A 7,390-nucleotide genomic window follows, 5' to 3' on the forward strand; every position below is an offset into this window, starting at 1 on the left:
TTGTACCATGCTGGCAGTATTGGCAATCGTGATTCTAATTGCGATAAAACTCAAAAACTACAGAAACTTGTAAAGAACTCTCAGGTAAGACTTGAACTAAACTGATTTTTCGGTTACTCAATTAAAAAATTACTTAGATCTTGCAGGGACATGAAAAGATAAACCTAGGATCTAGTGCGTGTGTGTGGTACTTACTGATGGATATTCAAGAAAAGTTAGAAAAGCACCAAGAATGGCTAGAAACCAATGGTAAAACTGGGGAGAGGTTTAATGCGAGTAAAGCCAATCTCAGTAAAGCGAATCTGAGTGAAGCCAATCTGAGTGGTGGCGACCTCAGTGGCACCGATCTCAGCGGTGCTAACCTGTTTGATGCCTTTCTGAGTAGAGCTAACCTCTTTGAAGCCAATCTCTTAGACGCTAACCTTAAAGGTGCCTATCTTGAAGGGGCCAATCTCAGTGCCGCAAATCTCAGTTTTGCTAACTTAAATGAAGCTAACCTCAATGAAGCCAACCTGATTGAAGCCAATCTTGCGGGAGCCTACCTAAGTAGGGCTAGTCTTTTTGATGCTTACCTAAGTAGAGCCAATCTTGAAGGAGCCTATCTGATCGAAGCCAACCTCAGTGATGCCTACCTCAGTGGCTCTAATCTCAGTAAAGCCAGCCTAATCGAAGCCAATCTCACGGGAGCATCCCTTAGCAACTCCAATCTCAGTAACGCTAACCTTACGGAAGCAACCCTCACGGGTGCAAATCTTGAAAGTGTCAACCTCACGGGCGCAAATCTCGAAGGAGCCAATCTCTTTGGTGCTAACCTTGAAGGAGCCAATCTTACAGGCGCGAATCTTACAGGCGCTAACCTTGGTAAGACCAATCTTGCTGGTGCTAGCTTTAATCAAGCCAACCTGTTTAAAACTTACTTTTATCGGGCAACCCTGATGAAGACAGACTTCACTGCTAGCATATTTTGTAATACGACGATGCCTGATGGTCGCGTTGATAATTCACGTTGCTGATCGATCGCAGTGTTAATTCTTAAGCTATAAATTCTTAAGTTATTAATTCTTAATCAGCTCGATCAGCGCGATCGCCCTTCGATAATCGTCCATTTGACCCTGTTGTTGAGAGAGGCGGGCAGCCTCATTAAGGTCTACAAGCGCACCCTGCCGATCGCGTAACTTACCCTTGACAACCCCACGATTGTAAAAAGCAAGGGCACAGTCGGACTTAAGCCGCAGAGCTTCGTTGTAGTCAGCGATCGCACCTTTGTGATCCCCTGCCTGAAATTTTTTGATGCCGCGATCGACATAGGAGAGTGCAGTTGCACTTCGGTTATCCTCCGTAGGCGATAGGCGTTGTAAAAAGGAATAATTTACCTCTAAAAACACCAAAATCGCCACGATCGAGAAAATTATCAGAAAGTAAATCATAGAGAGGTTATCGATAATTGGCGATCGGTCATCAGTATTCTGAGAATTAAGAATTCTGGGAATTGAGACTGAAAACCGACAACTGAAAACCGAAAACTGACAACTGACAACTGACAACTAATCGAAATAAAACAGGGTAACGACCTTGCGTTGTTCCTCGGCATCGTTGCAGGTTTGCAGCAAGGTTTGGCTGTCATGATAGGCAAAGCAGATCAACTGCTGGCACTTAGTAATAATCTCTTGGTTGCATGACGCACTCGCCTCTGCCAGAGACAATTGATCGCTTTCACTATGCTCGATGAGATGGATGACATTCTCAAGCTGATCGCGTGACTCTGCTGGCTGGCGAGATAAACTTTGCGGCAAAATTACTGTCAGCAAATTTGGATCTGCCCGCATCGCACCGCGAATCACGGCAAAATTTGTACCTGTTGCGCCAGAGGTAATGATGCGATTTCCAGCTAAGGCAAGTGCATAGCTGAGTAACTCGATTAGATGCTGATGGGTTAAAGGTACATGACGTGAGCCCAAGATTGCCACACGTTTAGAACTCTGCTGCTGAATCGTAGCGAGTTCCTGTAAAAAATCATCAAGCTTTGGTAAATTAATTGACTGAGTCAAGCAAGCCCCTCTCGTTCACTGCTTAATATGAGATGCCCATCGGGTGACCATAGCAAAACAATATCACCTAACCAACGGTGCTATCCAGATCATCTAGAGCCAAATTCTTTAAAGAAATTGCGATCTTGAGAAACTTTTAGATGGGTAAAAGCAAATTTGACCTGCTTTTCAACAAATCTTTAGTTTCTTTTTCGTAAGTCTATATTTTCTGATAACAAGTTTTGCAATGATTATCCTATACTAGATAGGCTAAAAAAGTTTTTATCTTTAAGGAAGGAGTCATGTCTCGATATCGGGGACCACGCCTCAGAATAGTAAGACGATTAGGAGAATTGCCTGGTCTCAGTCGTAAGCAGCCTAAACATGCTTATCCGCCTGGGCAGCATGGGCAAGAGCGCAAAAAGCGTTCAGAATTCGCTGTACGTCTAGAAGAAAAGCAAAAGTTGCGGTTTAACTACGGCTTAAACGAAAGGCAATTGCTACGCTACGTACGAAGAGCCAGACGAGTCAAAGGTTCTACAGGCTTAGTATTGCTGCAACTGTTAGAAATGCGACTAGACAACATTGTATTTCGCCTAGGTTTGGCTCCTACCATTCCCTCTGCTCGTCAGTTGGTCAATCACGGTCACATCACAGTCAACGGCAAAGTGGTATCTATCCCTAGTTATGGATGCCGCCCCGGTGAAGCCATTGGCGTTAAAGATCAAGAAAAATCTCGCAAGTTAGTCGAACATAACCTAGAATTTCCTGGTCTTGCCAACACCCCCAGCCATTTAGAATTTGACAAATCTAAGTTAAGCGGCAAAATCAACGGTTTGGTTGAGCGCGAATGGGTAGCGTTGCAAGTCAACGAGCTACTTGTGATCGAGTACTATTCACGTCAGGCCTAATCGTTCGGAGTTCGGAGTTCAGCGATCGCTTTCTTCTGCCCCATCGGTTGTTTTGACAAAACGATCGGTCTTGAAGATTTCGATGCACTGGAAAGCTAAATGTTAAGTAAGATTAAGAGCTATGGGCAACTTGCCTGTAGCTTACGTCTATTTAACTGGGTACAATCTACGAGTTTTAACCTTACTGCTAACTATGCAGTTAAATATTTCCCAGACCGCTCAAGCCGAAATAGATTTACCCGTTCCTCATCACTTTGCGCGGGGATGTCCTCGCAGCGTGCGAATGGATATCGATAACCTCATGCTGGCGATCGAGGCGATCGATCTGCAAGCCATTGAGGCAATGTTGGCACTCGTGCCACAACTCAAGCTAGAAGCTGTAATTCCCAATCGCGTTAGCTTTTGGCGGCTGCGTAATGCTAATCCCCTGCGGCGTAACTATCAACGCAGTAACCTTGGCTGGGAAGAGTTACGAGCTTTGGTAAAGCTTGTTTGTACGATGTCTCAGCAATTCAACACAATTTTGCGCCTCTTGGTTACCACCCATCAGCAGGTTGCTGAAAATAAAATTGAGGCTCTGGGATTACAGCAAAGCCAATTTTACTTAGATTTGTATGTTGAAAGATTTTCTTCCCTTTATTTGAGCCGCATGCGATCGCCTTCACCACTTTCTAAGGCTGACATTAAAGAATTAGGTTTGCAATTGTTAACGCAACTCTTGTTTGCTAGCGGCACAGCGGGTGAGCTGAGACTCTGGCACAGTTTGTTTGATGGAGCAACGGCATGATCGTTCAACGTACCTATAATTTGCCTAACTGTACCCTGCTAATCGAAGGCATTGGGTCGGGTGGAGAAGGCGTCGTATCGATGATGACGAACTTTGAGTTTCGTTTCCCTCATTGCCAAGAGCGCATTGTAGGAGGGCGCGATTTAATGAACGCCCTCATGATCTCTGTCAATCTCTATACGCAAGCCCTGCAAAGTGGCGATCTCGTCAGCTTATCCAATGACAAAATTAAGATCGCGCCTGAGGGTAAGTTCCTACATAAATTGCAACTTCCTGCCTCTGAGGCAACGGCGCTCAATGCCCAGCCCTTTCAAATCCAGCTCAATACGGTGCAATTGTTCGATTTAGTGGAAGGCATCGATCAGTTGTGTTTTGATAAGCAAGTTGTCCCTGATTTAACCCTTTCCCTTGACACAGAAGCCTATCGTGCTAAGCCCCAACCAGCAGCAAAACTATTTCCTGCTTTTGCTGGGGTTGCGAGTCTGGCGATCGCAGCAACAGTCCTATATTTTGTGCCCGTACCAACTCCCGCACCGAAGCCCGAAAGAGTTGTACCCGCTCAAACTACCCCTTTATCCACGCCACTACCTCCTAAACCTTTCTAACCAAACCCTTTTACATAGGGCAATACTCAGATTTACAAAGAAGCGATCGCCTAGGCGATCGCTTCTTTGCTGTTTGGAATATAGCTGGGATTGTGCCTTGCTGCATGATTACTCAGAGGCAATCCCATTCTCAAAAACGACGCCATTTGTTGAATCTCCGCACATAGCATCGAACTCAAATCCCTAGCTGTTATTGATTTCATGCGAATTGGTCAAGGTTTCTGTCAAAGTTGGCAAATTTTTTGTGTCTAATGTCAAACTATTTGATAATATATATATCCTTACTCTTTGGAGAGGTGGCCGAGTGGTTGAAGGCGGCAGATTGCTAATCTGTTTTACGGCAGGTAACTCCGTAACGAGGGTTCGAATCCCTCCCTCTCCGTTCTAAAGGACTTAGTAAGGTATCACGTTAACTTTTTCATTGAGAGCCTTGGCTCTAGGATCTTCGTAAAATGGGCACAAAATCCTCAAAGGAAAAAGATAAAGAGATTGATATCGACAAGCTCACCGCCGCAGATGTGGCAGAACTTGCGGCAAGATTAGAAGCTGATGATTATCCTAGCGCGTTTGAAAGCTTACAAGATTGGCATATCCTACGCGCTTTAGCGTTTAAAGGTTCTAATCTGATCGAACCTTACTATCACCTGCTCGATATGGAAGCTTTTGACGAGTGCTGATTTACTGCTTGCCTTACACGACCAAGCTTTAGCAATAAGAGAGCCAGAAACTTACTAGCTATCGAATGCAGAGCCAATGGAGAGAAATGAACGATCCCATATATCGCCCACCCAGCGTTTGGATTACACAAGTTCTCTTGGTGCTGTGCCTGATAAGCTTGGCGATCGCTCTACCAATTGCCTTGTTTCAGTGTTCCTCAGCCGATCCACCATTTAACTGCTCATCCCCTCTAGCAATTCACGCATTGCTAACTGGCTTCTTTACATTTGTTATGCTCTTTTTAACTTTCTGGGGACTGCAAAAAAGAAAACGCTATGGTAAATGGTTGGCGGTGAGTTTTCTAATCGGTGGTATGGTAACGGCGATCCCCAAGAGCCCCTCTCTTCAACTGATTTATCGCTCAATCGTCCAATGGCGGCCTCTACCTACTCCGCCCTATGAGTGTTGGCAAAAAGAGCCATTAAGCATTTCCAGTTATTCTTGCGGCTACAGCAGCTATCCAGAGCTGGTGATAAGGATAATCTCAGAGATTCTACCTGCCTTACTTCTGGGATTTCTGGCATTTCAACTCCTCTACAGCCCTGCTGCTAAACTCTTCTTCCACAAAAATGATTGATCGAGCGGATTTTGGTATAAAAAGGTTATGTTAGCCACCGACTGAGAAGCGATTGCTAATAATCCCGTTGCAAACTGGCTGAATGGCAATTATTGTTGAACCTGAAAAGTTACTGACAGCGGATGAGTGGGGTTGCTATTAGCGCTAAAGAATTTATGAATCTCTACCTTGGTATAGATTTTGGCACTTCAGGGGCAAGAGCGATCGCCATTGATGCCGAGGGCGTAATTCATGCTACGGCTAGATTTGAATATAGCATTCGAGATATTTCAACTTGGGAAGCCGCCTTATTTTCACTGCTGGAGCAGATGCCCCTTGAGGTAAGACAGGGGCTACAGGCGATCGCTGTGGATGCGACCTCAGCTACGGTTTTAGTTACAGATGCCAAGGGGCAACCTGTAAGTCAGCCTCACATTTATAGCGATGCCTGCGATGCTCAGATCGTGGCTTTGGTGAAGACCTTTGCCCCTCAGGGGCATACGGTTCTGAGTGCGACCTCTAGTTTGGCTAAGTTGGTGCAAGCGATCGCGCAGCTTGCCGATGGCGATCGCGCCAAAAATCTATTGAATGCTCCCTATTATTTTTTGCATCAAGCTGACTGGTTGAGCTTTTTGTTGCATGGCGAGTTAGGCATTAGCGACTACCACAATGCCCTTAAACTGGGCTATGACGTTGCACAATTGTGCTATCCCGACTGGCTGACGTACTGGCTAGAATCCGAATTCAACCGATGTCAGATTGAAGTCCAACTACCCAAAGTGTTTGTCCCTGGTAAAGCGATCGCGCGGCTGAAACCAGAACTAGCTCAAAAGTTTGGCATCCATCCCCACTGTTGGATCTGTGCGGGTACAACCGATAGCACCGCAGCGTTTTTTGCCAGTGCGGGCAGTTCTGTGCCGACCGTGGGTGCGGCTGTAACTTCCTTGGGTTCGACGTTGGTTGTCAAGATTTGCAGTCAAGTGCGTTTAGACGATCCTCGTTATGGTTTGTACAGCCATAGGTTAGATACCGATCGCGAAATTCTGTGGTTAGTGGGTGGTGGCTCCAATACGGGTGGGGCAGTTTTAAAGCAGTTTTTTAGCGATCGCGAACTGCAAGAATTCAGCGATCGCATTCCCGCCTCACAACCCAGCCATCTCGATTATTACCCCTTGCCTAGCAAGGGAGAACGCTTTCCGATTTACGATCCCGATTTACTCCCCCGTCTAACGCCCCGTCCCGACGATCCCGTTGAATTTCTGCATGGCTTGCTGGAAAGCATGGCAAAAATTGAGGCGAGAGGTTACGAACTGTTGCGATCGCTCGGTGCATCCCCGATCGCCCAGATTTATACGGCAGGCGGTGGTGCCAAGAATGCCGCATGGACGGATATTCGCCGCCGCCATCTCGCAGTTCCCCTCGTCCCTGCAATTCAAACTGAGGCTGCCTATGGCACAGCTTTACTGGCACAACAAAACATCCTTCATCCTCAATCGATGTAGTTACCCTACTTGACAAATCGGGAAGCGATCGCTCGATAGGCAGAGATCTGTAAAATCTCCTTTACAAAAGTCAATAAATCTTCTAACTTAGTATCCATGGCGAAAGCCTAGATAAATACTTCATTCATTAGGACTTATACAAGATGACAACTGCAGTACAAAGACGCGAAAGCGCTAGTCTGTGGGATCAGTTCTGCAACTGGATCACCAGCACCGAAAACCGCATTTACGTAGGTTGGTTCGGCGTATTGATGATCCCCTGCTTGCTCGCTGCCACCACATGCT

At 46.0% G+C, this 7,390-nt stretch carries 10 protein-coding genes, 1 tRNA gene and 1 pseudogene; 9 read left to right on the top strand and 3 right to left on the bottom strand.

Going from position 1 to position 7,390, the window contains the following annotated elements:
* Positions 1-197: 197 nt before the first annotated feature.
* Positions 198-1,013: a pentapeptide repeat-containing protein gene (locus V2H45_RS09940; RefSeq protein ID WP_330483485.1), complete on the top strand. Its 816-nt coding sequence runs from the start codon at positions 198-200 to the stop codon at positions 1,011-1,013.
* A gap of 42 nt (positions 1,014-1,055) precedes the next feature.
* Here the strand turns inward: V2H45_RS09940 and V2H45_RS09945 are convergent, their stop codons facing one another.
* Both V2H45_RS09945 and V2H45_RS09950 read right to left on the bottom strand, forming a co-directional pair.
* The gene (locus tag V2H45_RS09945; RefSeq protein ID WP_330483486.1) at positions 1,056-1,427 is read right to left on the bottom strand and encodes a tetratricopeptide repeat protein; all 372 of its coding nucleotides are present in this window, start codon (positions 1,425-1,427) and stop codon (positions 1,056-1,058) included.
* A 117-nt stretch (positions 1,428-1,544) separates the two neighbouring features.
* On the bottom strand, positions 1,545-2,048 hold the full coding sequence (locus V2H45_RS09950) for an LOG family protein (RefSeq protein ID WP_330483487.1): 504 nt from the start codon (positions 2,046-2,048) through the stop codon (positions 1,545-1,547).
* A gap of 281 nt (positions 2,049-2,329) precedes the next feature.
* Here V2H45_RS09950 and rpsD point away from each other — a divergent pair, with 281 nt between their 5' ends.
* From rpsD to V2H45_RS09965, 3 genes are all read left to right on the top strand, one after another.
* The gene (rpsD, locus tag V2H45_RS09955; RefSeq protein WP_330483488.1) at positions 2,330-2,938 is read left to right on the top strand and encodes a 30S ribosomal protein S4; all 609 of its coding nucleotides are present in this window, start codon (positions 2,330-2,332) and stop codon (positions 2,936-2,938) included.
* 193 nt (positions 2,939-3,131) lie between these two features.
* On the top strand, positions 3,132-3,725 hold the full coding sequence (locus tag V2H45_RS09960) for a DUF3038 domain-containing protein (RefSeq protein ID WP_330483489.1): 594 nt from the start codon (positions 3,132-3,134) through the stop codon (positions 3,723-3,725).
* Positions 3,722-4,330, top strand: coding sequence for a DUF4335 domain-containing protein (locus tag V2H45_RS09965; RefSeq protein WP_330483490.1), 609 nt, complete (start codon positions 3,722-3,724; stop codon positions 4,328-4,330). Before V2H45_RS09960 ends, V2H45_RS09965 begins: the two co-directional genes overlap by 4 nt.
* 50 nt (positions 4,331-4,380) lie before the next feature.
* Here V2H45_RS09965 and V2H45_RS09970 read toward each other — a convergent pair whose 3' ends face one another.
* Entirely contained in the window at positions 4,381-4,533 is a 153-nt protein-coding gene (locus V2H45_RS09970) for a hypothetical protein (RefSeq protein WP_330483491.1), read from the bottom strand.
* A gap of 87 nt (positions 4,534-4,620) precedes the next feature.
* Here V2H45_RS09970 and V2H45_RS09975 point away from each other — a divergent pair.
* The 5 genes and pseudogenes from V2H45_RS09975 to V2H45_RS09995 form a co-directional block, all read left to right on the top strand.
* Positions 4,621-4,712, top strand: a tRNA-Ser gene (locus V2H45_RS09975).
* 70 nt (positions 4,713-4,782) lie between these two features.
* On the top strand, positions 4,783-5,007 hold the full coding sequence (isiD, locus tag V2H45_RS09980) for a protein IsiD (RefSeq protein ID WP_330483492.1): 225 nt from the start codon (positions 4,783-4,785) through the stop codon (positions 5,005-5,007).
* Between the two features lie 86 nt (positions 5,008-5,093).
* A complete protein-coding gene (locus V2H45_RS09985) occupies positions 5,094-5,624 on the top strand; it encodes a hypothetical protein (protein ID WP_330483493.1) in 531 nt (176 codons plus the stop codon).
* A gap of 155 nt (positions 5,625-5,779) precedes the next feature.
* Positions 5,780-7,105, top strand: a complete 1,326-nt coding sequence (locus V2H45_RS09990) for an FGGY-family carbohydrate kinase (protein ID WP_330483494.1) — start codon at positions 5,780-5,782, stop codon at positions 7,103-7,105.
* A gap of 143 nt (positions 7,106-7,248) precedes the next feature.
* Positions 7,249-7,390, top strand: a pseudogene (locus V2H45_RS09995) (photosystem II q(b) protein); the annotation flags it as partial.

Source organism: Tumidithrix elongata BACA0141, assembly GCF_036349135.1.
Taxonomy (GTDB): Bacteria; Cyanobacteriota; Cyanobacteriia; order Pseudanabaenales; family Pseudanabaenaceae; genus Tumidithrix; species Tumidithrix elongata.

Coding starts and splice junctions, on each gene's coding strand:
- V2H45_RS09940 (WP_330483485.1), top strand. CDS start 198: ATGGATATTCAAGAAAAGTTAGAAAAGCACCAAGAATGGCTAGAAACC.
- V2H45_RS09945 (WP_330483486.1), bottom strand. CDS start 1,427: ATGATTTACTTTCTGATAATTTTCTCGATCGTGGCGATTTTGGTGTTT.
- rpsD (WP_330483488.1), top strand. CDS start 2,330: ATGTCTCGATATCGGGGACCACGCCTCAGAATAGTAAGACGATTAGGA.
- V2H45_RS09960 (WP_330483489.1), top strand. CDS start 3,132: ATGCAGTTAAATATTTCCCAGACCGCTCAAGCCGAAATAGATTTACCC.
- V2H45_RS09965 (WP_330483490.1), top strand. CDS start 3,722: ATGATCGTTCAACGTACCTATAATTTGCCTAACTGTACCCTGCTAATC.
- V2H45_RS09970 (WP_330483491.1), bottom strand. CDS start 4,533: ATGAAATCAATAACAGCTAGGGATTTGAGTTCGATGCTATGTGCGGAG.
- isiD (WP_330483492.1), top strand. CDS start 4,783: ATGGGCACAAAATCCTCAAAGGAAAAAGATAAAGAGATTGATATCGAC.
- V2H45_RS09985 (WP_330483493.1), top strand. CDS start 5,094: ATGAACGATCCCATATATCGCCCACCCAGCGTTTGGATTACACAAGTT.
- V2H45_RS09990 (WP_330483494.1), top strand. CDS start 5,780: ATGAATCTCTACCTTGGTATAGATTTTGGCACTTCAGGGGCAAGAGCG.